The 25,429-nt window shown below is 64.0% G+C and carries 26 protein-coding genes and 1 tRNA gene; 14 read left to right on the forward strand and 13 right to left on the reverse strand.

The window, feature by feature from the left end:
• Positions 1-54 precede the first annotated feature (54 nt).
• The 6 genes from ACAG21_RS14475 to ACAG21_RS14500 are packed head-to-tail and all read left to right on the forward strand — an operon-like array spanning position 55 to position 6,871.
• Positions 55-1,554, forward strand: coding sequence for a class I adenylate-forming enzyme family protein (locus ACAG21_RS14475; RefSeq protein WP_370496798.1), 1,500 nt, complete (start codon positions 55-57; stop codon positions 1,552-1,554).
• Positions 1,555-1,570: 16 nt separating this feature from the next.
• Positions 1,571-2,422 carry a mycofactocin-coupled SDR family oxidoreductase gene (locus ACAG21_RS14480; RefSeq protein ID WP_370496799.1) on the forward strand — a complete coding sequence of 284 codons (852 nt, stop codon included), beginning with the start codon at positions 1,571-1,573 and terminating at the stop codon, positions 2,420-2,422.
• Between the two features lie 7 nt (positions 2,423-2,429).
• Positions 2,430-3,710: a MaoC family dehydratase N-terminal domain-containing protein gene (locus ACAG21_RS14485; RefSeq protein WP_370496800.1), complete on the forward strand. Its 1,281-nt coding sequence runs from the start codon at positions 2,430-2,432 to the stop codon at positions 3,708-3,710.
• Between the two features lie 6 nt (positions 3,711-3,716).
• Positions 3,717-4,859 (forward strand): acyl-CoA dehydrogenase family protein, encoded by a 1,143-nt coding sequence (locus ACAG21_RS14490; protein ID WP_370496801.1) that lies wholly within the window; start codon positions 3,717-3,719, stop codon positions 4,857-4,859.
• A gap of 11 nt (positions 4,860-4,870) precedes the next feature.
• Positions 4,871-5,626: an enoyl-CoA hydratase-related protein gene (locus ACAG21_RS14495; protein WP_370496989.1), complete on the forward strand. Its 756-nt coding sequence runs from the start codon at positions 4,871-4,873 to the stop codon at positions 5,624-5,626.
• Between the two features lie 15 nt (positions 5,627-5,641).
• Positions 5,642-6,871, forward strand: coding sequence for a CaiB/BaiF CoA transferase family protein (locus ACAG21_RS14500; RefSeq protein ID WP_370496802.1), 1,230 nt, complete (start codon positions 5,642-5,644; stop codon positions 6,869-6,871).
• Here the strand turns inward: ACAG21_RS14500 and ACAG21_RS14505 are convergent.
• From ACAG21_RS14505 to ACAG21_RS14515, 3 genes are read right to left on the reverse strand one after another with little or no spacing between them, the layout of a single operon-like run.
• Entirely contained in the window at positions 6,864-7,613 is a 750-nt protein-coding gene (locus ACAG21_RS14505; RefSeq protein WP_370496803.1) for an alpha/beta fold hydrolase, read from the reverse strand. The genes ACAG21_RS14500 and ACAG21_RS14505 overlap by 8 nt on opposite strands.
• Positions 7,614-7,622: 9 nt before the next feature.
• Positions 7,623-8,399, reverse strand: a complete 777-nt coding sequence (locus ACAG21_RS14510) for an enoyl-CoA hydratase/isomerase family protein (protein WP_370496990.1) — start codon at positions 8,397-8,399, stop codon at positions 7,623-7,625.
• 20 nt (positions 8,400-8,419) lie between these two features.
• Positions 8,420-9,241: an NAD(P)-dependent oxidoreductase gene (locus ACAG21_RS14515; protein ID WP_370496804.1), complete on the reverse strand. Its 822-nt coding sequence runs from the start codon at positions 9,239-9,241 to the stop codon at positions 8,420-8,422.
• 195 nt (positions 9,242-9,436) lie between these two features.
• On the opposite strand from ACAG21_RS14515, the gene ACAG21_RS14520 reads away from it, so the two are divergent.
• From ACAG21_RS14520 to ACAG21_RS14535, 4 genes are read left to right on the forward strand one after another with little or no spacing between them, the layout of a single operon-like run.
• The gene (locus ACAG21_RS14520; protein WP_370496805.1) at positions 9,437-10,168 is read left to right on the forward strand and encodes a hypothetical protein; all 732 of its coding nucleotides are present in this window, start codon (positions 9,437-9,439) and stop codon (positions 10,166-10,168) included.
• 2 nt (positions 10,169-10,170) lie between these two features.
• The gene (locus ACAG21_RS14525; protein WP_370496991.1) at positions 10,171-10,773 is read left to right on the forward strand and encodes a cytochrome c oxidase subunit 3; all 603 of its coding nucleotides are present in this window, start codon (positions 10,171-10,173) and stop codon (positions 10,771-10,773) included.
• A 3-nt stretch (positions 10,774-10,776) separates the two neighbouring features.
• Complete coding sequence (locus ACAG21_RS14530; protein WP_370496806.1) at positions 10,777-11,043, forward strand: cytochrome C oxidase subunit IV family protein; 267 nt, start codon at positions 10,777-10,779, stop codon at positions 11,041-11,043.
• 52 nt (positions 11,044-11,095) lie between these two features.
• Positions 11,096-11,698 carry a TetR/AcrR family transcriptional regulator gene (locus ACAG21_RS14535; RefSeq protein WP_370496807.1) on the forward strand — a complete coding sequence of 201 codons (603 nt, stop codon included), beginning with the start codon at positions 11,096-11,098 and terminating at the stop codon, positions 11,696-11,698.
• Here the strand turns inward: ACAG21_RS14535 and ACAG21_RS14540 are convergent.
• The 8 genes from ACAG21_RS14540 to ACAG21_RS14575 form a co-directional block, all read right to left on the reverse strand.
• Complete coding sequence (locus ACAG21_RS14540) at positions 11,672-12,130, reverse strand: Zn-ribbon domain-containing OB-fold protein (protein WP_370496808.1); 459 nt, start codon at positions 12,128-12,130, stop codon at positions 11,672-11,674. The genes ACAG21_RS14535 and ACAG21_RS14540 overlap by 27 nt on opposite strands.
• 508 nt (positions 12,131-12,638) lie before the next feature.
• Positions 12,639-12,711 (reverse strand) — tRNA-Arg (locus tag ACAG21_RS14545).
• 56 nt (positions 12,712-12,767) lie between these two features.
• Entirely contained in the window at positions 12,768-13,592 is an 825-nt protein-coding gene (locus ACAG21_RS14550) for an LLM class F420-dependent oxidoreductase (protein WP_370496809.1), read from the reverse strand.
• 25 nt (positions 13,593-13,617) lie between these two features.
• On the reverse strand, positions 13,618-14,682 hold the full coding sequence (locus ACAG21_RS14555) for a poly-gamma-glutamate hydrolase family protein (protein WP_370496810.1): 1,065 nt from the start codon (positions 14,680-14,682) through the stop codon (positions 13,618-13,620).
• Positions 14,683-14,814: 132 nt separating this feature from the next.
• Positions 14,815-15,135, reverse strand: coding sequence for a DUF732 domain-containing protein (locus ACAG21_RS14560; RefSeq protein ID WP_370496811.1), 321 nt, complete (start codon positions 15,133-15,135; stop codon positions 14,815-14,817).
• Positions 15,136-15,263: 128 nt separating this feature from the next.
• Complete coding sequence (locus tag ACAG21_RS14565; RefSeq protein ID WP_370496812.1) at positions 15,264-16,493, reverse strand: Nramp family divalent metal transporter; 1,230 nt, start codon at positions 16,491-16,493, stop codon at positions 15,264-15,266.
• Positions 16,494-16,634: 141 nt separating this feature from the next.
• The gene (locus ACAG21_RS14570) at positions 16,635-17,711 is read right to left on the reverse strand and encodes a diacylglycerol kinase (protein ID WP_370496813.1); all 1,077 of its coding nucleotides are present in this window, start codon (positions 17,709-17,711) and stop codon (positions 16,635-16,637) included.
• 78 nt (positions 17,712-17,789) lie between these two features.
• Positions 17,790-18,581, reverse strand: coding sequence for an SDR family oxidoreductase (locus ACAG21_RS14575; RefSeq protein WP_370496814.1), 792 nt, complete (start codon positions 18,579-18,581; stop codon positions 17,790-17,792).
• Between the two features lie 239 nt (positions 18,582-18,820).
• Here ACAG21_RS14575 and pstS (ACAG21_RS14580) point away from each other — a divergent pair, with 239 nt between their 5' ends.
• From pstS (ACAG21_RS14580) to pstA, 4 genes are all read left to right on the forward strand, one after another.
• Positions 18,821-19,933, forward strand: coding sequence for a phosphate ABC transporter substrate-binding protein PstS (gene pstS / locus ACAG21_RS14580; protein WP_370496816.1), 1,113 nt, complete (start codon positions 18,821-18,823; stop codon positions 19,931-19,933).
• A gap of 186 nt (positions 19,934-20,119) precedes the next feature.
• Positions 20,120-21,235 carry a phosphate ABC transporter substrate-binding protein PstS gene (pstS, locus tag ACAG21_RS14585; protein ID WP_370496817.1) on the forward strand — a complete coding sequence of 372 codons (1,116 nt, stop codon included), beginning with the start codon at positions 20,120-20,122 and terminating at the stop codon, positions 21,233-21,235.
• 42 nt (positions 21,236-21,277) lie between these two features.
• Positions 21,278-22,237: a phosphate ABC transporter permease subunit PstC gene (gene pstC / locus ACAG21_RS14590; RefSeq protein ID WP_370496818.1), complete on the forward strand. Its 960-nt coding sequence runs from the start codon at positions 21,278-21,280 to the stop codon at positions 22,235-22,237.
• Positions 22,234-23,157, forward strand: a complete 924-nt coding sequence (gene pstA, locus ACAG21_RS14595) for a phosphate ABC transporter permease PstA (RefSeq protein WP_370496819.1) — start codon at positions 22,234-22,236, stop codon at positions 23,155-23,157. The genes pstC and pstA overlap by 4 nt, the downstream gene beginning before the upstream one ends.
• Positions 23,158-23,173: 16 nt before the next feature.
• On the opposite strand, the gene ACAG21_RS14600 is transcribed toward pstA, so the two are convergent.
• Both ACAG21_RS14600 and ACAG21_RS14605 read right to left on the reverse strand, forming a co-directional pair.
• On the reverse strand, positions 23,174-24,079 hold the full coding sequence (locus ACAG21_RS14600) for a Ku protein (protein WP_370496820.1): 906 nt from the start codon (positions 24,077-24,079) through the stop codon (positions 23,174-23,176).
• Positions 24,080-24,235: 156 nt separating this feature from the next.
• Positions 24,236-25,309, reverse strand: coding sequence for a GGDEF domain-containing protein (locus tag ACAG21_RS14605; protein WP_370496821.1), 1,074 nt, complete (start codon positions 25,307-25,309; stop codon positions 24,236-24,238).
• Positions 25,310-25,429: the final 120 nt, after the last annotated feature.

Here is a 25,429-nt window from a genome sequence, read left to right on the forward strand (position 1 = left end):
GTGGGCTACGTTGACGAAAGGCGTGCGCGCGTCGAAACGACCCGGAAGGTGGCGATGACCAGCATCCATGAGGCGTTGGGGCGGTTGTGGAATGGCGCCGACGACGCACGGATGCTCCAGCAGGATGGCCAGTGGTTCACCTGGCGGCAGGTGCGGGACCTGGCCGAGGACATCGATCGCCAGCTGACCGCTGCCGGCGGCGGCGCAGGCACCCGTGTCGCCGTCGTGCTCGAAAACAGGATGGAATCGGTTGCCGCTGTGATCGCGCTGTTTCGCTCAGATCGCACCCTGGTGACGCTGAACCCGCTGCAACCGGCCGACCGCGTGGCCGCCGATCTCGCGGCCGTGAGCGCCGACTACGTCATCGCCCCGTCACAGCTCCTGGACAATCCGGCATTCTTCGGCGCCGCGGCAGCGACGGGCGCGGCGCTGTTCACCGCCGACGGAACTTACGTCACCCAGCGCATGACAGCTTCCCGCGCCCCCGTTGCCGGCGATCCCGCCGTCGCCATCGAGATGCTGACATCCGGGACGACGGGACCGGCGAAGCGCATTCCCTTGCGGCGCAGCCAATTAGAATCTGCTCTGTCGGCGGCACTCGAGCACAACAGCCGCCCCGAGATCCGGAACAAGCCGCCGCTGACGGGCGCGGTCGGGATGGTGACCCTGCCCATCGTGCACATCGGCGGCTTGTGGTCACTGCTTCAAGCTCTGGTGGCCGCGCGGCCCATTGCGATGCTCAAGCGGTTCACGCTGTCGGGCTGGCACGCAGCGATCGCCGAACACAAGCCTGTTCTCGCCGGGCTGCCACCACCAGCCATTCGTTCGGTGCTCAACTCCGACATCCCACGCGAGGACCTGGCCAGCCTGCGCGCATTGATCGCAGGAACCGCTCCGGTGGACGCCGAACTCGTCGACGCCTTCCTGGCCCGGTACGGCATCCCCATCCTGATTACCTACGGTGCGACCGAGTTCGCCGGCGCCGTTGCCGGGTGGACGCTCAAGGACTTCCGCGCGTCGTGGGTCACTAAGAAGGGCAGCGTCGGACGCGCGTTTCCCGGTGTGCGGCTCCAAGTGATCGACGACGACGGCACCGTGCTGCCCCCGGGACTCACGGGCCGGTTGCAGGTAGCGTCGGACCAGGTGGGAGCGTGCGCCGAAAGATGGCTCACTACAACCGATCTCGCGCACCTAGATGTAGACGGCTACCTCTACATAGACGGCCGCGCCGATGATGTCATCGTCCGGGGGGGCTTCAAGGTCGCCCCACAGACGGTCGTGCGGGCCCTGCTCACACATGACGCGGTCGCCGACGCCGCGGTCGCCGGCCTCCGAGACGAACGGCTCGGCGAGATTCCGGTGGCGGCAGTCGAGTTGCGAGCCAACATGAACACCAGCGGTGAGGCGCTACGTGAGCACTGCCGGACCACACTGACCCCCTACGAGGTGCCGACGCGGGTGTTCGTCGTGGACGAACTGCCCCGCAGCGCGGCGCTCAAAGTCGACCGGCGGCGCCTGGTGGCGCTGCTGGAGGAGCTTCACCAAACGAACTAGGAAGGCAGGTACTCAGATGGGGCGCTTACAGGACAAAGTCGTTCTGGTGACAGGTGCCGCGCGTGGTCAGGGCCGCAGCCACGCCGTCAAACTCGCCGAAGAAGGTGCCGACATCATCTTGTTCGACATCTGCCACGATATCGAGACCAACGAGTACCCGCTCGCCACCCAGCATGACCTCGAGGAGGCTGGACTCGAGGTCGAAAAAGCGGGCCGACGGGCTTACACAGCCGAGGTCGATGTCCGCGATCGGGCAGCGATCGCGCGCGAGTTGTCCAACGCGGTAACTGAGTTCGACGGACTTGATGTCGTCGTCGCCAACGCGGGTATCTGCCCGCTCGGCGCTCACCTCGGCATACAGGCGTTCGTCGATGCATTCGACGTCGACTTCATCGGAGTCGTAAACACGGTGCACGCGGCGCTGCCCCACTTGCGGGCCGGTGCCTCGATCATCACCACCGGATCGATCGCGGGCCTGCTCGCTGCGAAGGTACCCGCTGGGATGGCGGGCCCCATGGGACCGGGCGGCGCCGGATACAGCTACGCCAAACAGCTGGTGGACTCGTACACGCTGCAGCTCGCGACGCAGCTTGCCCCGCACTCGATCCGGGCAAACGCGATTCATCCCACCAACGTGAACACTGCAATGCTGAACAGCGATCCGATGTACCGGCAATTCCGGCCCGATCTCGATCAGCCGACACGTGATGATGCGCTGCTGGCGTTTCCGGCCCTGCAGGCCATGCCCATCCCGTACATCGAGCCGGGCGATGTGTCGAACATCGTCTGCTTCCTGGCATCCGACGAATCCCGATACGTCACCGGCCTGCAGTTCAAGGTCGACGCCGGCGCCATGCTGAAGGTCTAGGAGCGACATGACAACGACAGAAGCTGCCGCCGTCGAAGGCCGCATCACCGACGAGGACATCGAGCGCGCCAACGCCCAGATCGGCATCGCCGTCAACCAGCGTGATGAGGCCTGGAACAAGCTGCCGAGCGCGGATGCGATCAGCCACTTCGCATTCGGATGTGGCGACGATAATCCGTTGTTCTACGACCCCACGTATGGCCCCAAGACGCGCTGGCACGGTCAGATCGCCTCGCCCACGTTTCCGATAAGCACGGGTCTGGATCAAACCCCGAAGTTCACCGATCCCGAACGCAAGAAGCTGTTTCGCGGCCTGTTCCGCGGCACCGGAAAGTACTACGCGGGCGTGAAATGGACGTGGTATCAGCCCATCTACGCCGGCCGGCCTGTCCTGATGGAGACGTTCACTCTCGACGTCCAGGTCAAGGAGAGCGAGTTTTCCGGCGGGCGGTCGGTCAAGGAGACGTATCGGTACCTCTACGTCGACGCCGACGGCAACCCGATCGCCACCCGCGATGAGTCGTACATCAATGCCGAGCGGCAGGGTTCGAAGAAGTCGGGCAAGTACTCCCACATCGAGCGGCAGCGCTGGAGTGACGAGCAGTTCGCTGAGGTGGAGGCGGCCTACGAAGCCGAGGCCCGTCGTGGCGCGGAGCCGCAATGGTGGGAGGACATCAGCATCGGCGACGTGCTGCCGCCGGTGATGAAAGGTCCGCTGACCGTGGTCGACATCATCAGCATGCACATGGGATGGGGCTGGGGCGGTTACGGTGTCGGCCCGCTGAAGTTCGCTCATCAACTGCGCAAGCGCATGCCGGCGTTCTATACCCAAGATGAGTACGGGGTGCCCGACGTCGTTCAGCGGTTGCATTGGGACCCCGAACGCGCGAAGGCACTGGGCATCCCCGCTCCCTACGACTACGGTCAGATGCGGGCCGCCTGGGTCAGTCATCTGCTGACCAACTGGGTCGGTGACGACGGCTGGCTGGCCGAAATGGATCTTCAGTTGCGGGGATTCAACTACCACGGCGACATCCACCGATGCACCGGCAGGATCACCGCAACGGGAGAAGGTCCAGGCGAGGCCGTATCGATTGACGTTGCGGCCACTAATCAGCGTGATGAAACCACGACAAAGGGCAGTGCGAAAGTGTTGCTCCCGTCCAGACAGTCGGGAGCTGTGGTCCTGCCGGTGCCCGACAGTGAGCTGCGAACGCGCGGGGCTCAGGTCGTCTCGCGGATGGCGGGAAAAGTCGGAGAAGAAATGCGTCGAATCCACGGAGAGTGAGCTGACATGAAGCGACTCATCTACGAGGCTGAGCACGAGCAACTTCGGCAGACCACCAGGCAGTACCTCGAGCGCGAAGTCGCGCCGAACACAGAGAGGTGGGAGCGTGAGCGGATTGTAGATCGGTCCGCCTACATAGCGGCAGGCAAGTACGGCTTGATCGGGTTCAACATGCCTGAGGAGTTCGGCGGCGGCGGCTCAGACGATTTCCGGTTCAATGCGGTGATCAACGAGGAACTATCGAAGTGGGGCACGACCATACCCGCCCTGACACTGCAGAACGACGTCGTCGGCCCCTACTTCAAACACCTAGCGAACACGGAGCAGAAGAAGCGGTGGCTGCCCAAAATCATCACCGGCGAGACCATCGTCGCGATAGCGATGACCGAGCCCGGAGCGGGCAGTGACCTTGCAGGTATCCGCACCTCCGGTGTGCGCGACGGGGACGACTGGATCGTCAACGGGGCCAAGACCTTCATCTCGTCGGGCATCAATTGCGATCTCGTCGTGGTCGTCACGCGGACCGACCCCGAGGCCGGGCACAAGGGTTTCACACTGCTTGTCGTCGAGAACGGAACGGAGGGCTTCACCCGGGGCCGCAAGCTCGACAAGATGGGGCTGCACGCACAGGACACCGCGGAGTTGCACTTCGAGAACGTCCGGGTGCCCGCGGCCAACGTCCTCGGCCAGGAGGGTCGCGGCTTCTACCATCTGATGCAGAACCTCCCGTCGGAACGCTTGTCGATCGCGATCTCGGCCGTCTACGGGGCACGCGAAACCTGGCGTCAGACACTGCAGTACGCCAAGGACCGCGAGGCTTTCGGCCAGCCGATCGGAAGTTTCCAGCACAACCGGTTTCTCCTCGCCGAGATGGACACCGAACTCGACCTCGCTGAGCACTACATTGACCGCTGCCTGCAGGCCGTGGTCGACGGTGACCTGAGCGCGGTGGAGGCCGCGAAGGCCAAATGGTGGTGCACCGAGACGGCGAAGAAGGTGGTGGACCGTTGCGTGCAGTTGCACGGCGGGTACGGCTACATGAACGAATACCGGGTGGCCCGCGACTACGTCGACGTTAGGATCCAGACGATTTTCGGGGGAACCACCGAGATCATGAAGGACATCATCGGCCGCGATCTCGGGCTGTGACCGCTGTGGCGATCAACGGCGTCTCGGTGAACCGCAACGGTGGGGTGCTTCGGCTGTTGCTCGACCGGCCCGAGAAGCTGAACGCCGTTGACACACCGATGCTTAACGAATTGCTGGACAGGCTGCTCGAGGCGGCGGACGACGATTCCGTACGGGCCGTGCAACTGTGTGGTGCAGGACGGGCGTTCTGTTCGGGCGGCGATCTCACCGGGGGCAACACCAAGGGGGCCGTGCCTGCGGCCAACAAAGTCGTCCAAGCGCTCACCACATTGCCCAAACCGGTGATCGCCGGGGTGGACGGACCCGCGGTCGGCATCGGCTGCCCCCTCGCCCTGGCATGCGACCTGGTGGTCGCCACCCGATCGGCCTATTTCCAGCTGGCCTTCACCGGGGTCGGTCTGATGCTCGACGGCGGCGCATCCGCGCTGGTGCCCGCGGCGATCGGACGGGCACGAGCGGCGAGGATGGCCATGACGGCCGAGAAAGTCTCGGCGGCACAGGCTTTCGACTGGGGAATGATCTCGCACCTCGTCGACGACGACGCCTACGACGCCGAGCTGGCGGCGCTGACCGAGACCCTGGCGGGCGGGCCGACACAGGCGTTCCGGTGGATCAAGCGCGCATTGGCGGCGGCCACGCTCACCGACCTCGAAGCAGTGCAGGAAGTCGAGGCCGCAGGACAGCAGATCCTCGTGAAGTCAAATGACTTCCGCAGAGCCACAGCGGCTTTCCGGGAACGCCGGCGACCAGAGTTTCGAGGCGATTGAGGAGGCGGTGGAGCAATGCAGAAGCCCCTGAAGGGTGTGCGCGTCCTTGAGGTCGCACAGTTCACGTTCGTGCCGTCGGCCGGTGCCGTGCTCGCGGATTGGGGAGCCGACGTCATCAAGATCGAGAACCCCGTGACCGGGGATGCGCAACGCGGGCTGGTGACGGTGCTGGGGCGTTCGGCGTCCAAACCCGGTGCGCAGTTCGCGCCGATCATCGAGGCGCCGAACCGCGGGAAACGCAGCGTTGGTCTCTCGCTGGCGCTGGCGCAATCGCGTCCGGCATTCGAGGAATTGGTTCGGCGCAGCGACGTGTTCTTGACCAGTTATCTCCCCCAGACGCGCGCGAAGCTACGCATCGACGTCGAGGACGTCCGGCGGATCAACCCTCACATCATCTACGTAGGGGGGAGCGGATTCGGCAGTCGCGGACCCGATTCCGACACCGGCGCATACGACGTCACCGCCTTCTGGGCGCGCGCCGGCAGCGCTGACGGCGTCACACAACCTGATGCTGACGCCCCTTCGTTGATGCCCGCGGCCGCCTACGGGGACAACATCGGCGGGCTCACCATCGCCGGTGCGGTGGCGGCGGCACTGTTCGGCCGGCAGAGCACTGGCGAGCCGTCGATCATCGACGTGTCCCTCCTCGCGGTGGGGGCGTGGGCGATGCAGTTCGACGTCAACCTGGCCATGCTGTACGGCTGTCCGCCGCCGAAGGTGCACGGTCACAGCCAGGCGCCCGGCAACCCGCTCACCGGCGCGTACCGCTGCGCCGACGGCCGCTTCATTCAGTTGTCGATGCTGCAGCCGACCCGCTACTGGCCGGACTTCTGCCAGCTGTTCGGCATGACCGCGGAGGCGACCGACGATCGTTTCACATCTCTGGAGTCGTTGGCGGCCAACTCCGATGAAGCAGCGAAGTTGGTGGCCGATGCGATCGGCCAGCGCACGTTCGACGAGTGCAAGCGGCTGCTCGACCAGTCCGGCGGCCAATGGGCGGCGCTGCAGGACGCCTGGGATGTCGCCAACGACGAAGCGCTGATCGCCAACGGTCGTGTCGCCGACATCGTCGACGCCCAGGGCTACCGGCAAAAGCTGGTGGCCAATCCAGTGCAATTCGACGGTGCACCAGCCGATCTCACTCGAGCACCGATGTTCGCCGAACATACCGACGAGGTGCTTCGCGAGCTGGGAATCGACGACGCCGGCTTGCTCGATCTGAAGTACGACGGCGCGATCACCTGACCAATTTCTCGTATTGGCGGCACCGGTCAAGAAGGATCCGCGCTGTGCGAATCGGGTGACTGATCATCAGGTCATGACACGAGCCGACCGCGATGGTGGTCTGTACCCCGCCGAGCGCCTCGATACTGCGTTGTTGGGACGCGACGGACAGCGCACGGTCGCGTGTGGTGAGGATCCAGGTGCGGGGTATGTCCATCGGCAGGTCACCGCGATCCACTGGTTCAACCGCGATCGCCACCGCCTCGGGGTACAGCCGCGACATCGCGAACTGGCGCTGCTCTCTTGTCATGCCATTGCAGAACGCATAGCGCGCAGCGAAAGCCGGAACTTTCAGCGGCTTGCCTCTCCCGGCACCGCGCCGAGCGAACCATGCCAGCGGACCGTCGAGCGTGTCCACGATCGCTTCACCCTGACGAGGCACGAACGCCGCTGCCAAAATCATCTCGCGAACGCGCGACGTGCCCAGCCGGCCCACCACCCCGGGCACCGTCACTCCCGCCATTGAGTGGCCGACGATCACCATCTCGCCGAAACCCGCATCATCGATATCGGCGACCACGGAGTCCACCCAAGCGCCGATGGTGGCCGCCGCCAGGTCACCCGGCTTCGAGCCGCGACCGGGAAGGTCCACCGCGAGGATGTGGAGTTCTGGTTGCTGACGGCGCAACTCCGCGACTGTCAGATCCCAGCAGTCGCCCGCATGCTCGCCGCCATGGACGAGAACGAGAGCGGGGAGCGGCATCCGACGTCCTCAGCGGAACCGCGGAGTTCGCTTGTTGGCGCGGGAGTCGGATGGGTTCGCGTAGTCATTGCCGATGTGGGTGTACGACATTCCGTGTCGCTGACGCAGGCTGGGAGAGAGATCCCTGGCCTCCCACATGGCGCGCACGGTGCCCTGCACGGCAAGCGTTCTGCGAGCGGCGATTTCGCTGGCCAGTCCGGCGGCACGCTCGCGTAGGTCATCGCTGGGCACGACCTCGGTCACCAGGCCGAGTCGTAGCGCCGTCGAGGCGGTCATGCGTTCCTCGCTGCCCAACAGGGCCCAACGCATGACATCGCCATACGGAACGCCCAGTGACAGCATGCCCATCGGTTCGAGTGCCGAGACGACGCCGCCGTTGGCGTGCGGGTCGAAGAAGGTGGTGTCCTCGGCGCAGATCGCGAAGTCGCATTCGTTGACGAAGTACATCGCGCCCCCGGCGACCATCCCGTTCAGCGCGGCGATTACCGGCTTCCACACCTGATGTGCCTTGGGACCCAAGAAGGTTCCGGGGTCTTCTTGGTTGAAGACCGCTTGCTCGGCCCACCACCGACCCGCCGACACGTCGATTCCCGTGCAGAAGGCCCGCTCTCCGTTGGCCCGTACGACGGCAACCCGGATGTCCTCGTCATCGCGGACCCGCGTCCAGGCAGCGGTGAGCTCGGTGGCCATCGTCTGGTTAAAGCTGTTCATCTGGCCGGGACGGTTCAACGTCACCGTCGCGACGTGATCCGTGACCTCGAACTCGATCGTCTCCAGATCGGTCATCGGCGCGCCTCTTGTCTGCGTCATTTCGCTCCAACGGGTTTGAGTGGCAGGGGACCGGTCGCGACAACATCGCCGAGTAGACCGAGCTCTACGCCTGCCTGCGCGGCGGCCTGAAGGCACGCAGCGACGTCCTTGCGAAGGAAAGGCCCCGCGATCTCGGCGAACGGTTCTGTCCCGCCGATCTGCTGAATGTGTGTCGCGACGCGACTTCCCGCGCTACACACCTGGAGTGCCGCCAGCAGGGCGTTGGGGTCGACACCCATCGACGTGCCCAATTCTGTTGCGGCGGCGACAAGCTGGGCGTTCGCGGCGAAGAGCACGTTGTTAATGAGTTTGAGTGCCAAGGCGCTACCTAGTTCCCCGGTGGGGACGATCGGGTCTGCGTAGGCCGCTAGTACCGGGGATACCAATTGCACCGCCTCGGTCGGTCCGCCGATCAGTACGGTGAGGGTGCCGGCGGCGATGTCGTCCGCAGTGCCGCTGACCGGCGCATCGAGGATTGTCGGCGCGGATGGTTGGTCGCTCAAGGACTTCAGCGTCGTCAGCGTTCCGGTGGTGTGAGAGACGAAGACACTGCCGCGCTTCGCGTTGGCGATCAAGCCGTCGGGCCCCGATCCGATCGCCATGAGCTGTGCGTCGGAGAACAAGCAGGAGATCAGAATGTCGCTGCCACTGGCGAGTTCGGCCACCGAAGCCGCAAGCGTGGCGCCGCGGGCGGCCAGGCGATCGCGTACCTCGGGGCGCCTCGCATACATGATGACGGGCACGCCGGCCTCAAGCAGACGCAACACCATTGGCTCACCCAACTGACCCGCTCCGATGAAGCCGACGGTGTTCGTCACGGTGCGCTCCTCGAGCATTCGGCTATAACTAAGTCAACTAGGTTGCCCAGCGCCACGCTAAGCGCGTCGGCATGCCGAGTCAAGAAACGACCGGCGGGGTGGATGACCGCTCGCAGCTTAGTAGACCAATGATTGACTAACTGTCTGAGGGGCCGATAACGTCATCTCATTGCAACCTCGGTGCGAGGAGCCGCCATGCACGTGACAATCGAAAAGGCCTCGGCATGGCTCGGAGTGGCTATGCTGGGCGGTTTCCTGGTGATGTTCTGGTTCATCGCAGGACTCATCCCCCCGATGAGCCCGGCTCTCACCGCCGAACAGACGGCACGGATATACAGCGACAACGAGCTGCGCATCCGTATCGGTCTCGCCCTGATGATCCTGTCTGCCTGGCTCTTCGCGCCGTTCTTCGCACTACTGTCGCGCCAAGTACGCCGGATCGAAGGTTACTGGGGCGTCATGTCATTGACCCAGGTGTTGCTGAGCGTGACCTTTCCGTTCGGCTTTTCGCTGTGCGCGTTGTTCGCCGTGGCGGCTGCGTACCGCCCCGAGCGCAATCCCGATGTGACACAAGCGCTCAACGACATGTTCTGGTTCATCTTCGTCGGGCTGGTCGGCCCGTTGATCACACAGGTGGTCATCCTGGCGTTCTGCGTGTTCCTCGACAGGCGCCGGGTGCCGAGCTTCCCGCGATGGTTTGGCTACTTCAACATCTGGTACGCCGTGCTCGGCGTTCCGGGATGCGCAATCTACCTGTTCAAGACGGGGCCGCTGGCTTGGAACGGCATGTTCGCCTTCTGGATCCCCCTGACCGTGTTCTGCATCTGGATGGTGGTGACTGCGATCATGCTCACCAAAGCCGTCGACGTCGAAGCGGCCGAACGTGAAGAGCGCGCCGCGAACCGGGAGTGGGAACCCGCAGCGTGAGTCTGGTCTCCCTGCGGTCGGCCGTCGGTGAACAGTCCGGCGCCCGGCCGGCCGCGCATGTGCCCGGCGAACCCGGCGTATGGATCTTCCTGTTCGGCGACATGTTGGTCTTCGGGGTCTTCTTCGCGACCTTCATGTACGAGCGCGCGCAGGCGCCCGAACTGTTCGACGCATCGCGGCACACGCTCAGCATAGGTATCGGCCTGACGAACACTCTGGTCCTGCTGACCAGCTCGCTGCTCGTGGTGACCGCTGTTCGCGCAATTCGGCAGTCCCGGCGTGGAGCCGCGCAATTTATGCTCGCCGGCGCGTTGGTCTGCGGTTTGATTTTCATCGGCCTCAAGTGCGTCGAGTACACGGCCAAGGTCACCGCCGGGCACGTCCCGACCGAGAACAACTTCTACCTCTACTTCTTCATCCTGACCGGCCTGCACCTCTTCCATGTGCTGATCGGCGCGGGCGTGCTCATCCTGCTGCTGACGCAAGCGCGCCGTAGCAGCCTCAGCGCGACGCGAATGGCTGTCGTCGAAGGAGGCGCCTGCTTCTGGCACCTCGTCGACCTGTTGTGGATAGTCCTGTTCGCGTTGCTCTATCTGGTGAGTTGAGCGATGAGCTTCGCTCTGCTGCGCGCGCGCTCGACCGTCGTGTGGTTAGTGCTTGTCATGGTGACGATGTTGTCGTGGGCACTAGGCGCAGACCACGGAGTCGATTCGACGGTCGGTGTGGTCGTGCTGGGGCTTGCCGTGGTAAAGGTCCGATTCGTCGGGCTCGACTTCATGGAGTTGCGCAACGCCCCGCTCATGCTGCGGGCGCTTTTCGAGGCCTACTGCATCATCTTATGGGTGGTTCTCGCCGGTATGTACTTGTGGTTCTGAGTGTCTGATGGCTGGTCAAGGTCAACGTGCCCGCCGTGGGAGCGCGCCCGGATTGATCCAGGCGGCCGCTCGAGAGGTGTTCGGAGAGCGAGGGTATGGTGCGACGACGCGCGAGATTGCCTCGCGCGCAGGGGTTTCGCACGATCTGATCTTCCGATACTTCGACAGCAAGGAAAAGTTGTTCTTCGACGCGGTGGTGACGCCGCTGCTGGATGCTGTTGGTGGGCTGCATCAGCGGTGGCTCGACGACCCCGCCCTGACGGCAATGGACTATGACCGACTGGTTCGTCGGTTCACCACGGGATTCTACGAGTTCATGTCGAGCAACCAGTCGATCGCCCGTGCGATGGTGCACGTGTTCGCCGATGAGTCTCCGGGTGACGAACTCGATCGTGTGCGCGCCCGGATCAGCGCGACGCTCGATCCGATCGTGCCGCCGATGGAACGTTATCTTTCGGCGCAGGGTCTGCGAACCTCGTCGCCGGCCTTGCAACTGCGGCTACTGATGTTGTTCGTCGGCGTTGCGGCGACCTTCCTGCGGAACACCTATTCTTCCGACCAAGAGATGCCCTACGCGGACGAGATCATTGATGAGTTGTCCTTCATCATCTCGAGAGGGTTGCACCTGTCAGGTCGAGCGCGACGGCCGGAATAGCGGCAGCCAAACACGAGTGTCCGGATCGCCCGATGGTTCGGTCCAATCCTCGAAGAAGACCTCGACCGGCAGGCCGACGTGGATGTCGTCGAGCGATACGTCGACCACGTTGGTGATGAGGCGCACGTCGGGCTCCTCTTCAAGTTCCACCATGGCGACGATGTAGGGCGGATCCAAACCGGCAATCCAGGGTTGGCGGTTCACGGTGTACGCGGCCACCGTGGCTCGCCCGGACACCGATTGTGGCCCGACGTCGGTGCTGCGGCAGCGCCAGCAAGCCGGCCCCGGCGGGTGAAAGAAGTGTCCGCACGCTCGGCAGCGGCAAATCATTAGCCGGCCGGTCGCACCGCCGATCCAGAAGGCATGCGACTCAGCCGACGGGCTGGGAGTTAGCCGAAAAGCGGGCCTGCGGTAGGCGGAATCGGTCGACATGTACAAACAGTAAACTATATATCGCTTTGTGCGCACTGAGTGGGTGGCAGGAGCGGCTGCTACTCGACTTCACCCTCGACACCACCACGGACTATCAACCCACCGGCGCACCCAAAGGCCCCAAACGGAAAAAGCCGCAGACCTAAGCAGGTCCGCAGCTATTCCGATGTCTTGCGACACCACAATGGCGCCCCGGCAGTGTGGTATTTCCGGACACGCGAATAGGGTGTCTCAAGACATCGGAATAGGTATGTCGGCCAGTTTCGGTTGGTGGCGAGGCTCGTCCGGTCATCACCGCCGTCCTCATCGAAGGCCGTTCACAGTCGTAGGTCGCCCGTGATTACGGGGTCTCCCAGGGATGGGTGTCGCGGCTGCTCAGGCGCGACTCTCTCATCTCGGGAGTGTCACCAATCAGCCGAAACAACTGTCACGCATCAGCCGAAACACTGTCGCGCATCACCCGAAGGAGAAACGTCACGCATCAGCCGAGGTCATACACACGACAACGTGCCCCCGGCAGGATTCGAACCTGCGACACCGGCTTTAGGAGAGCCGTGCTCTATCCCCTGAGCTACGAGGGCGGACGGGCCTGAGCTTACCGTGACGGCAGGCGCAGGCCCGTTGGCCGCGACCGGCGTCAGCGCAGTTCGGCGATCACCTTCGAGAAGTTGGCGATGTTATTGTCCTGCACGGTGAAGGAGGACACGCCGTACTTCTCCCGGTAGCCGCGCAGCGTGTCGGCGATCTCGGCAGGAGAACCGCTGAGCACCGACGCCTGGGACAGGATCTCCTCGTCGGAGAGCTCCGGGGCGTAGGCGCGGGTGAGCTTGAGGTCGGGCTCGGTCTCGCCGTCTCGTGGCATCGCGGTGATCGCCAGATTCAGCTCGAGGGACTCGAACCGGTCGCCGGCGGCCTTGCGGACGAAGTCGACACGTTCGGCGAACGGATCATCGACGTCGTTTACCTTCGAGCCGGTCAGCCCGATGATGTTGGCGTTGCGGGCCGCGATCCTCAGCACGCGGTCACCGTTGCCGGCGATGATCAGCGGTGTCGAGGGGTGGTGCTCCTTCAGATATTTCGTCATGTGCTCGAGGTAGTCGACCCGCGCACCGGCGCTGGGGTAGGGGATCTCGGCGGCCTCGAATTCTTCCCGCACGTAGCCGGTGCCGAGCCCGATTTCGAGGCGACCGTCGCTGAGCAGGTCCAGGCCTTGCATGTCGCGGCTGAGCAGCGCCGGCTTGTAGAACGCGGAGTTGAGTACATACATGCTCAGCCGCAGTGTCGTGGTGACCATCGCGACCGCGGTCAGGGTGGGAAAGGGCGCAGCGGCGCCCAAATGGTCAGGCACACAAAGAATGTCGAACCCGGAATCTTCAGCGCGCTTGGCCTTGTCGAGGAGCGCCTCGCGCGACTTGTAGAACCGCATGCTCATGCCGAATCGAAAATCCTTGGCCACCAACAACCTCCGTAAAATGAGTTAAGAACGATTACCAGGAGCGAGCCGCGGCCGCCAACCCCTGAACCAGGGCAGAGGTGACCGACGATAGGCCATCAGGTCCCGGCAGCGGGCTGCGTGGACTGAGACCCCTGACGCGAACGGATAATTCGAGTTGTGTTCCGCCTTCGCGTACCCGGTTTACCGGGTTGTCAGGATGTAACCCCCGTAGTTCGAGCGGGATATCGTCAAGGTCGGTGATGACCTGATAGCCGCCGAGCTGAATGTGTTTGGCAAGGTGGGTGGCCAGCGCGCGATTGCGGCCTCCGGCCAGTAGTTGTGTGCTGCGCCCGATGCGGCCATAACCGTGCAGGGAGACCGCGACGTCGACATGGTCGAGAAATTCGGCGAGCCGTGGCGACTCGGCGGGGTCGAACCGCGCCGAGGGCAAGTGATGGGGATAGCGCTCGGGGTGGCGTACCACGTATACCGACGCACCGGCGGCCTCGGCCGCGCGCTTGGCAATGACGTCGGTCATCTCTTCCAGGCCGCCGCCGTGGATGGCCAGGAAACCGAAACGCGACCGCAGGTGACTCGACTCGAGCACCCCAGGCTGCGCCAGCAGCTCCGAAAGTGACTGTGGGCCAGGCCCGGACTTCGATCTCTTGGACGCCGGGCGCGGCCAGTGCGTGGGGTCCCAGCGCCGCAGGTAGTCGATCCAGCGTTGCGGAAGCCCGTGATGGACGGCGCCGTCGATGATCTTTGACAGGTAGCCGGGGCGGGGCGGTCCCGGGGTCACCCGGTGATCGATGTAGACCCAGGCCGGTGACGGGCCGTCGTCGGTGTGCACGGTCAACTCGTCGCGGCGATAGCGCACCGGAACGCCCTCGGCGCTGTCCAGGGTGGCCAGGTCATGATCGGAGAGTTGCCAGAGCACCCCGTGCACGTGATTGCCGGCGAAGGGTTCGACGGTCGCCACACCGCGCTGATTGATCAGCCAATCGTGATCGGACAGCACCGCCGGCCGCGGATCACTGGCATCGGGACAGCGCCGAGCCATTTGCCTTACGCACAGGTTGGAGCCGTATGCGAAGTAGAAATGCCGGCGCGCCTGCATTCAGCGGCTCACCGTCAGACGAATCGGCACCAGGTGAGCCTATGTGCTTCGTATAGCTATGTAAAACAACTTCCGAATTTCGGTGCCTGGTCCCGCGTACGGACCGAGACGAAGATCGGCTGACCACGTGCCCTACGGGCAGTAAGTCGACACCGCCAGGTTCACCATCGAGGTGGTGTCGCCGAAATTGATGCCGCGCGGGCCCAGCGTGTTGTGGATGTCGTCGGCAATTTGTTGTGACGACCAGCCATTCCACCGGTCGGCGCAAATGTGGTGCGCCATAAAGAGTATGTCGGGGTCCTCATTCGGCGGCCAGGTGAACCCCAGGGCGCGCATTTGGGCCAGGAAGTTGGTATCGACGGTGTCGGCGGCCGCAACCGCAGCGGTGGTTACCAGGGCGGCGCCAACGAGGAACGGGGCGGAAAGTCTGGCCAGCCAGCGAGGTGAAGGCATTTGACGCGTTTCCTTCCGTATTCACGTTTAGGCCGCGTAAGTGTGCGAGCCCAAAACGGCGCAAATATGAAGAATAGTGAAACCTCGGACAAACCACACGGTACGGCTGAACTATGAATGTTCGGTTGTCAGTGCCCTTTCAGGGTGAGGTAGATCAGCACCACGTTCAATAGGGTCACCAGTATTGCGACTGCCCAGCCGATGGCTGTCGTGATCGGGTGGTTGGTGTCGTCGCCCATCAGCTTGCGATTGCTGGTGAGTCTGACCAGCGGCAACACCGCGAACGGAATGCCGAACGACAGCACGACCTGCGAGATCACCAGTGAGCGCGTCGGGTCGAGACCGAACGCCAGCAGCGCCACGGCCGGGCACAGCGTGACCAGGCGACGCACCATCATCGGTATCGACCGATGCAGCAGACCTTGCATGATCATCGCGCCGGCGTAGGCGCCCACCGATGACGACGCCAAGCCGGAGGCGAGCAACCCGACCGCGAACAGCACCGCGATCGCGGGGCCCAACGTGTGGTGGATCGCGCTGTAGGCGCCGTCGATGGACGCGACGTCGTCGTGGCCCTGCAGGTTGATCGCGGCGACGAGCAGCATGGCCGCGTTCACCGTCCCGGCGACGGCCATCGCTAGCACGACGTCGACGCGGGTGACCCGCAGCAGCCAGCGTCGCTGCGGGCCGGGCTCGGGATGCCCGTGCCGATCCAGGACCAGACCCGAATGCATGTACACCGCATGCGGCATCACGGTGGCACCCAGGATCGCGGCGGCCAGCAGCACGCTTTCGGCGCCGTGGAAGCGCGGCACCAGGCCGCCGAGTACGGAGTCCGACGGTGGCGTGGAGACGAAGAAACTGGCCGCGAAGCCGATTGCGATGATCAGCAGCAGCCCGGTGATCACGCGCTCGAAAATGATCTGGCCCCGACGGTCTTTGATCGAGAGCAACAGCAACGAGATCACTCCGGTGATCACCCCGCCCAGCGGCAGTGGCAGACCGAACAGGATCCGCAACGCGATCGCGCCGCCGATGACTTCAGCGACATCGGTTGCTATCGCGACGATTTCAGCCTGCGCCCAGAAGGTCAGCCGCAGCGGGCGGCTCATCTGCTTGCCGATGGCCGAGGGCAACGAGCGCCCGGTCACCAGTCCGAGTTTGGCCGAAAGGTACTGCACCAAGCCGGCCATCACGTTGGCGGCGACGATGACCCACAGCAGCAGGTAGCCGAATTGCGCACCGGAACTGACGTTGGCCGCGACGTTTCCCGGATCGACATAGGCGATCGCGGCGACGAATGCCGGCCCCAGCAGATACCAGCTGGTTTTGAACGAGGCCCGGGTGCTCTGCGCCAACTGAACGACCTTCGATGCGTGTTACCGAATAAAAAAGTGAGGCTATCCGATAAACGCTACCCGGCGAACTGCGCCCCGCCTGGTCGGGTGGCTCCCGCGGCCGCGACCCACCGCGACCGACCAGCGACCGCCCGTATTCGATCACCCGGGCAGGTAGAGCCCCTTGCCGGTGACCAGCGGCAGGTCGAGAGTCGTCACGATTCCCGGCGCGGCGGCCACCACTGCCGGGATCGCGTTGACCACCCGCATCGCGGTGGCCACCAGTCCGGCGTGGTTGTGGTCGCCGTTCGGGCTGCCCAGGCAGACGTCGACGGCGTACGAGGGTTCGCCGGTGATCTCAATGCGATAAGAACCGCCCTCCTGGGCGGGCTGCGGCCACTCGGGCTGCAGGTCGGGGCGCAACCGGGTGACGTGTTCCAGGACCACAGCGGGCTTGCCGTCGACCATGCCGAACACCTCGAAGCGCAGTGCGGCGGCGGTGCCCTTGGCGATATGCCCCGACGCGATGTCGAAGTCCTCGGGTGCGGGGATCCGGACGTACTCCTGAGTGACCGCGTCGAGTGTGATGCCCAGCCCCGCCGCGATCTGCCGGATCACCGAGCCCCACGCCAAGCTGAGCACGCCGGGCTGCAGCAGCATCGGGATGTCGTCCATCGGTTTTCCGAATCCCATGACGTCGAACATCACCGCGGCGCTGTCGTAGGTCGCGTAGTCGACGATCTCCATGCACCGGATCTGCTGGATGCTCTGACAGGTGCCGGCCAGCGCCAACGGTAGCAGGTCGTTGGCGAACCCGGGGTCGATACCGTTGACGAACAGGCTCGAATTGCCCTCGCGGGCAGCATCTTCCAGTGGTTTGATGAGATCCTGCGGAATCACCTCCCACGGATACTGCAGGAAAACCGGGCCGCTGCCGACGATGTTGATACCGGCCGCCAGGACGCGGCGGTAGTCCTCGAGTGCCTCGGGCAGCCGGTTGTCGGCCAGTGCGTTGTACACCGCGCATTGCGGCCCGGTGGCAAGCACGGCGTCGAGGTCGGTGCTGGCCAGCACGCCGGTCGAATCCGAAAGTCCGGCAAGTGCTGCCGCGTCCTTGCCGGCCTTGGCGTCGGACGAGACCCAGACGCCGCGCAGTTCGAATTCGGGGTTGGTGATGAGTGCTCTCAGTGCGTGGATACCGACATTGCCGGTGCCCAATTGGACGACGGGGATTGGCATTACTGGTTCCTTAGCGGTCGAAGGCGGGTCGGGACGGCGATCAGTCCAGCGCAGGTGCAGGCTGCTCGCGTCATCGGATCACAGGTCCGGGACGGGGATGTCGAGATTGGGATGCGTGAGGCCGCCGTCAACCTCGAGCGTCTTGCCGGTCAGGAAGTTGCCGGCCGGCGACGCCAAATACACTGCGGCAGCGGCAATGTCGACTGGATCGCCGAGGCGGCGCATTGGCGTCACCTTCTCCATCGGCTCGCGCAATTCGTCGTTGGAGGCCACCACGTCCAGCGCGGAGGTCAGGATCGATCCGGGTGCGATCGCATTGACCCGGATACGCGGGCAAAGATCCAGCGCTGAGGAGCGGGTGTAATGAGCCAGCGCGGCTTTGGCGGTGGCGTAGGCGGCGAAACCCCGCCCGGCCAGCCGGCCCATGGTGGAGGTGATGTTGATGATGCTGCCGCCGCCGGAGTGCTCCAGCATCAGCGGCACCGCCGCGATGGTGAGCGCGTGCGCGGTGGCGACGTTGAAGGTGAACGCGTCCTTGAGGTCCTTCGTCGACGTGGTGAGCAGCGTGTTGGGCATGGTGCCGCCGACGTTGTTGACGACGATGTCCAGTTTGCCGAACGCCTCGACGGCCTGTTCGGCGAGCTTCGCGGTGGCCTCGGGATGGGCCAGGTCGGCGGCGACGATGTGTGCCTTGCGACCCGCGGCACGGACCTCTTCGGCGACGGCCTCTAGTTGGGACTGCGTGCGCGACGCGATGAGCACATCGGCGCCGGCTTCGGCGAACGCCACCGCGATGGCCGCCCCGAGACCACGGCCGCCACCAGTGATGACGGCGACTTTATCGTCGAGACGGAACCTGTCAAGGATCATTACGGCCTCTCTTCGTTGAGTTGTCGGCCGAAACGGAAGCAAGACTGACCGTCTCGGATCGCGGCATTTCTGGAACAGGTTCTAGTTTGGCATACGGTAGCCGCGTTGCGGCGTCCGCGTACCGGGTCGGTGGGGCCGCCGGGGTATTGCGACCGAAATTGCAAACGCGGGCGATGGCCTGCGACGATGGCTGACGAATTCGCCGAACATCGTCTCGTTCGTACCGACGAAGGATTGAATTGAGAATCAACCGATTTGGTGCCGTCCTGTGCGTTCTGGCCACTGTTGCAGTGATGTTGTCGGCGTGTGGCGATGACGACAATGCGGTTGGTGAGAAGACGACTACACCGGCGGCGCCGGTGAAGGTGGCCTGCGGCGGGAAACCAAAACTCAAGGCCAGCGGATCCACCGCCCAGGCCAACGCGATGACGCGGTTCGTCAAGGCGTATGAGCAGGCGTGCCCGGGTCACACCGTGAACTACACGGCTAATGGTTCAGGCGCGGGAATCGGCGAATTCACGGGCAATCAAACCGATTTCGCGGGCTCAGACTCGACGTTGGCGCCCGGCGAATACGCCGCCGCCCAGCGTCGCTGCGGCTCGCCGGCGTGGCAGCTCCCCGTGGTGATCGGGCCGATCGCGATCACCTACAACGTCGATGGGCTGAGTTCGCTGACCCTCGATGGTCAGACCGCGGCCAGGATCTTCAACGGCGCCATCACCAGGTGGAACGATCTCGAGATCCAGGAACTCAACCCCGGCGTCAGCCTGCCCGCCGAGCCCATTCAGGTCGTGTTCCGCAGTGACGAGTCGGGGACGACGGACAATTTCCAGAAGTATCTCGACGCCGCTTCCAAGGGCGCGTGGGGTAAGGGCGCGGGCAAGAAGTTCAACGGCGGCGTCGGCGAGGGCGCCAAGGGCAACGACGGCACCAGCGCCGCGGTCAAGGCCAACGACGGGTCGATCTCCTACAACGAGTGGTCGTTCGCGCAAGCTCAACACCTGGGCACCGCCAAGATTGTCACGTCGGCAGGACCGGATCCGGTGGCGATCAGTGCCGACTCGGTGGGCAAGACGATTGCCGGAGCACCGATCGTCGGGCAGAGCAACGACCTGGCGCTCGACACGGTTTCGTTTTATCGCCCGAATCAGCCTGGCGCGTATCCGATCGTGTTGGCGACCTACGAGGTTGTCTGCTCGAGGTATCCCGATCCGGAGGTCGGTGCGGCGGTCAAGGCGTTTCTGCAGAGCACCATCGGTGCTGGCCAGAATGGCTTGGGGGACAACGGATATGTTCGCGTTCCGGATACATTCATATTCCGTTTGTCGGTTGCCGTCAACGCGATCTCGTAAGTCTAGTCGGTTCGACTCAGCGATCGTGAGCGGGGTTGAGTCACCGAGCCGAAAGGCGATGGCGGGGACAAATTTTGCCGAACGTTAACCTGTTCTTACTGTAGCTTCCCGGTCGCGGGGATGACGGTTGGTTTTGTAAGCTGCGGCTAGTGCTGCGGCATTCAATCGTAAAGGTGAGGAACTGAATTGAAACTCAACCGGTTTGGCGGCTTGCTCGGGGTGCTGGCTGCTGGAACATTCGCTATCGCGGGGTGTGGCAGCGACAACAACGCGACCGGAGGCGGTACCACGTCGGGCGCACCGTCGGGCAAGGTGACCTGCGGTGGCGCCAAGACGCTGAAGGCGAGCGGTTCGACAGCCCAGGCGAACGCGATGACGCGTTTCGTCAAGGCGTTCGAACAGGCCTGCCCGGGTCAGACGTTGAACTACACGCCCAATGGCTCGGGTGCCGGCGTCCGCGAATTCACGGGCGGTCAAACCGATTTCGGCGGATCGGACTCGCCGTTGAGCCACGATGAGTACGGGGCGGCCCAAACGCGCTGCGGCGGCTCGCCCGCGTGGAACTTGCCCACGGTGTTCGGTCCGATCGCGGTCACCTTCAACATCAACGGGGTGACTTCGCTGAACGTCGACGGTCCCACCCTGGCGAAGATCTTCAACGGCGGTATCACCACGTGGAACGATCCGGCGATCCAAGCGATCAACGCGGGCGCAACTTTGCCGAGCGAGCCCATTCACGTGGTATTCCGCAGTGACGAGTCCGGCACGACGGACAACTTCCAGAAGTACCTCGACGCGGCTTCCAACGGCGGGTGGGGCAAGGGCGCCGGCAAGAAGTTCAACGGCGGTGTCGGCGAGGGCGCCAAGGGTAACGACGGCACCAGTGCGGCCGTCAAGAGCACCGAGGGGTCCATCACCTACAACGAATGGTCCTTCGCCCAGGCGCAACACCTGAACGTCGCCAAGGTTGTCACGTCGGCGGGCCCCGACCCGGTCGCGATCAGTAGCGACTCGGTGGGCAAGACGATTGCCGGTGCCTCGATCGTCGGGCAGGGCAACGACCTGGTCCTCGACACGATTTCGTTCTACCGGCCGAAACAGTCGGGTGCGTACCCGATAGTGCTGGCGACGTATGAGGTTGTCTGCTCCAAGTACCCCGACTCCCAGGTCGGTTCGGCAGTCAAGGCTTTCCTGCAGAGCACCATCGGTCCCGGCCAGAATGGTTTAGCGGACAACGGGTACATCCCGATTCCGGACGCCTTCGGATCGAGGCTGTCAACTGCCGTCAACGCCATCGCGTGACCTGAGGTTGTGGTGTCCGAAACGCTGCGTGTCAGTCCGCCGGTGACGAAGCCAGTCCCGACGCCGGTGACTCGACGGGTGGTGCGGCGGGGCGACCAGATATTCAAGTCGGTCGCCGCCGCCGCCGGATCCACGATCGTGATCGCGATCGCGTTGATCGCGATATTTCTGCTGATTCGCGCTATCCCAGCGCTACAGGCCAACCACGCGAATTTCTTCACCAGCAACGAATTCGATACCACCGATCCCACGAAGTTGGCGTTCGGTATCCACGACTTGCTGATGGTCACCGTGCTGAGTGCGACCAGCGCACTGGTGGTGGCCGTGCCGGTTGCGATCGGCATCGCGGTCTTCCTCACCCAATATGCGCCACCGCGGCTGGCGCGCCCGTTCGCCGCGATGGTTGATTTATTGGCAGCGGTGCCGTCGATCATTTTCGGACTGTGGGGAATCTTCGTGCTGGCGCCCAAACTGGAGCCGTTGGCCGAATTTCTGAATCGCAACCTGGGATGGATCTTTCTGTTCAAGCAGGGCAACGTGTCCTTGGCGGGCGGCGGGACGATCTTTACCGCTGGGATCGTGCTTTCGGTGATGATCTTGCCGATCATCACGTCGGTTTCACGAGAAGCCTTCCGCCAGACCCCGCGCATCCAGATGGAGGCGGCCCAGGCGCTCGGTGCCACCCGGTGGGAGGTGGTGCGGTTGACCGTGCTGCCCTACGGCCGCAGCGGTGTGGTCGCGGCCTCGATGCTGGGACTGGGCCGCGCGCTGGGCGAAACCGTTGCGGTGCTGATCATCTTGCGCGCGGGGGCCCGTCCCGGTAACTGGTCGTTGTTCGACGGCGGTTACACGTTTGCCTCGAAGATCGCCTCCGCGGCATCCGAATTCAGCGAACCGTTGCCGACCGGGGCCTACATCTCGGCTGGGTTCGCGTTGTTCGTGATCACATTCGTGGTCAACGCTGCCGCCCGCGCGATCGCCGGCGGGAAGGTCAACGCATGAGCACTGAAACACTGCGTGAGCCACTCAAAGCATCGGTAGTCGAGCCGGTCAGTATGCGGCGCAAGATCAAAAACAACGTCGCGACAATGCTTTTCCTCACTTCGTTCGGTGTCGCGCTGGTGCCGCTGGTCTGGTTGCTCTGGGTGGTGATCGAGCGGGGCGGGTATGCCGTCACCCGGTCGCATTGGTGGACCCACTCGCTGCGCGGCGTGTTGCCGGAGGAGTTCGCCGGCGGGGTTTACCACGCGCTGTACGGGACGCTGGTGCAGGCCGGCGTGGCTTCCCTGCTGGCCGTGCCCCTTGGTTTGATGACGGCGGTGTTCCTGGTGGAATACGGTTCGGGACGGTTGGCGCGGCTGACCACCTTCATGGTCGACGTGCTTGCCGGGGTGCCCTCGATCGTGGCGGCACTGTTCATCTTCAGCCTGTGGATCGCCACGTTGGGCTTCCAGCAGAGCGCCTTCGCCGTGGCGCTGGCGCTGGTCCTGCTGATGTTGCCGGTCGTGGTGCGGTCCACCGAGGAGATGCTGCGGTTGGTACCCGACGAACTTCGCGAGGCCAGTTACGCGTTGGGCGTACCGAAATGGAAGACGATTGTGCGGATCGTCTTTCCGATCGCGATGCCCGGCGTCGTGTCGGGCATTCTGCTCGCCCTCGCGCGCGTCATCGGCGAAACCGCCCCAGTGCTGGTCTTGGTCGGTTACAGCCGGGCGATCAACCTCGATGTCTTCCACGGCAACATGGCGTCGCTGCCGCTGCTGATCTACACCGAACTCACCAATCCGGAGCATGCGGGCTTCCTGCGGATCTGGGGCGCGGCGCTGACCTTGATCATCATTGTGGCCGCCATCAACCTCATTGCCGCAGGATTCCGCTTCTTGACCGGCCGACCGCGCGGAGAGAGTTTCACCCGGGCTTGATGGCGATCCTCGCGGATCAGGATCGTGACGCCGCTTTGGCAGGCGACTTCTTGGCGGGCGCCTTCTTTGCGGCAGTCTTTTTGGCGGGCGCCTTTTTGGCGGCCGTCTTCTTCGCCGGTGCCTTCCCGTCGCCGGAGCGAGCCTTGACGCTGGCCTCCAGCTTGGCGAGCAAATCGGAGACGTCTTCGGCCTCGTCCAATTCCTTAGGCTTCTCCTCGGTGGTAAATGCCTCTCCACCTTCGAGTTTCGCGTCGACGAGTTCCTGTAGTTGCTCCTGGTAGGTGTCTCGGTAGCGGTCCGGATTGAAGTCCTCGGCCATCGACTCGACCACCTGCCCGGCCATCTTCAGCTCCGCGGGCTTGATCTCGACCTTCTTGTCCAGCACCGGAAAGTCGGGATCGCGAATCTCGTCCGGCCACAACAAGGTGTGCACCACCATGACGTCACGCTTACCAAAGTCCTTGACCCGCAAGGCCGCAAGCCGGGTCTTGTTGCGCAGCGTGAAATGGACGATCGCCATTCGGTCGGTCTCGGCCAATGTCTTGGCCAGCAGTACATATGATTTGGACGATTTGGAGTCCGGCTCGAGGAAGTAGCTACGATCGAACATCATCGGGTCGACGTCGGCGGCCGGGACGAACTCCAGCACCTCGATTTCGCGGCTGCGTTCTTCGGGCAGCGTGGAGATGTCGTCGTCGGTGATGACCACCATCTGCCCGTCGTCGGATTCGTAGGCACGGGCGATGTCCCGGTATTCGACGACCTCGCCATCTAACTCGCACACTCGCTGGTAGCGAATGCGGCCGTTGTCCTTAGCGTGCACCTGATGGAACTTGATGTCGTGGTCTTCGGTGGCGCTGTACACCTTGACCGGCACGTTGACGAGCCCGAACGCGATCGAACCCTTCCAGATGGAGCGCATGTTGTCAGTATGCCCATACCACCGCCGGCAAAACAGCCCGACAGGCCCGTGAGCTGGGATTGAGCAGATTTCGCCGGGGTCGCCGCGGGGCCGGATCGCCCTGGCCGCAGCCGCCGATCATCGGCGAAACGTGTTGGCCGCAATCCGATCAGGCCGTTACCCGCGGGGCGTGTCCCCGGAATAGTGGCGAACCTGATTGCCTCCGGCGCGTTTGGCCTCGTACATTGCGGCGTCCGACGTCCTGATCAGATCGTCGATAAGCTCCATGGCCGGGGTATTCGGGCTGTCGTCCAGCGGCGCACCCGAGGTGCCGATGCTCGCGGTGATGTCGAAGGGGATGGCGGCTATCGCGTCGCAAATTCGTTCGGCCATTCTCGCGGGGTCGGGTGTGGTCCTGATGTCGGCGACGACAAATTCTTCTCCACCGGCCCGCCCGATCACCGCGGTGGCGCGACAACTCTGCTGAAGCGCCGCGGCGACCGCGACCAACGCTTGATCGCCCGCGGCGTGGCCGTGGGTGTCGTTGAGCCGTTTGAAGTCGTCGAGATCGATGACCGCGACCACCAGATAGGAGCCCGCCGTGTTGCGATGAACCCGGATCAGTTCGTACGCCGAGTTGTTGAAGGAGCGCCGGTTGTGCAGGCCGGTAAGCGGGTCGCGTCCGGAGCTTTGCAGATCGGTTCGCAGCGTATGCACCAACGACTGCATGCCCAACGGCACACCGATGTTGAGTCCCACCACCACGATCACGGAAGCGGCTGTCAGCGCTACGTCACCCGTGTTCGCGATGATGCGATATGACAGAACCACCACGCACGTCGCGGCCACGGCGAAGTTCGTGAGCACGTAGCCGAAGGCGTGGAAGTACGCGATGTAGCCACCCAGCATCGCGAAAGTCGTGCAACACATCAATCCCACGTAGGGGTTCGACAGCGTCAACAGCGCCGCCGCGATGCCTGCCATGCCGATGAGCAACCAGCTGCTCGACTGACGTCGTGAGGGCCAGCGTTTGAGCCGCAGGCTCGCGGCGACGATTCCCAATGCCGATGCCACGAGTGTCACCGTCCGGGTCGGCGGATCTGTGGGCCCGGCCGGGCTGCAAAGCATGATCAGCGGGAACGCCGTGAATGACGCGATGAAGACTGCCGATATCCTGCGCCACGGTTTCAGTAGGCCATGACCGTCCAGGTAGGCAGTGATCCAATCGAACTGGTCTGGCTGCTTTGCCACGGAACTCGCCATACCTCCCGGTGTTTGCCGCCTTTAACCACTGCCGACTCAGGGTCAATGCGCTGCGACTTGACGAGCCGACTTTACGCTCGAATCCGGCCGAGCTCGGGTATCGCGGTA

Source organism: Mycobacterium sp. pR1184 (genome assembly GCF_041287235.1).
GTDB lineage: Bacteria > Actinomycetota > Actinomycetes > Mycobacteriales > Mycobacteriaceae > Mycobacterium.